The sequence below is a fragment of the Gilvimarinus sp. 1_MG-2023 genome, from assembly GCF_030548285.1.
On the sequence record NZ_JAUOSC010001006.1, the window covers coordinates 1 to 272 of the forward strand.

A 272-nucleotide genomic window follows, 5' to 3' on the forward strand; every position below is an offset into this window, starting at 1 on the left:
GATATCACCGTGCATGGACTGCACCAACGCGCGTGAGATAATCAGCCCCAGCCCGGTGCCGCCAAACTGGCGGGCGGTACTGGCATCGGCCTGGCTAAAAGCACTGAACAAGCGTTTCTGCTGCTCCGCTGACATGCCGATACCGGTATCCTTGATGGTAATACTGATGTTGGCCTGACTGTCGCGTACATTAATCAGACTGATATCAACGGCGACTGAGCCGGACGGGGTGAACTTGATGGCGTTCCCTACCAGATTGGTCAGCACTTGCT

The 272-nt window shown here is 55.9% G+C and carries 1 protein-coding gene; it reads right to left on the reverse strand.

Features of this window, described 5'->3' with window-relative positions; genetic code table 11:
• On the reverse strand, window positions 1-272 hold a 272-nt coding region (locus tag Q4563_RS19915), incomplete at both ends, for an ATP-binding protein (protein ID WP_303605749.1).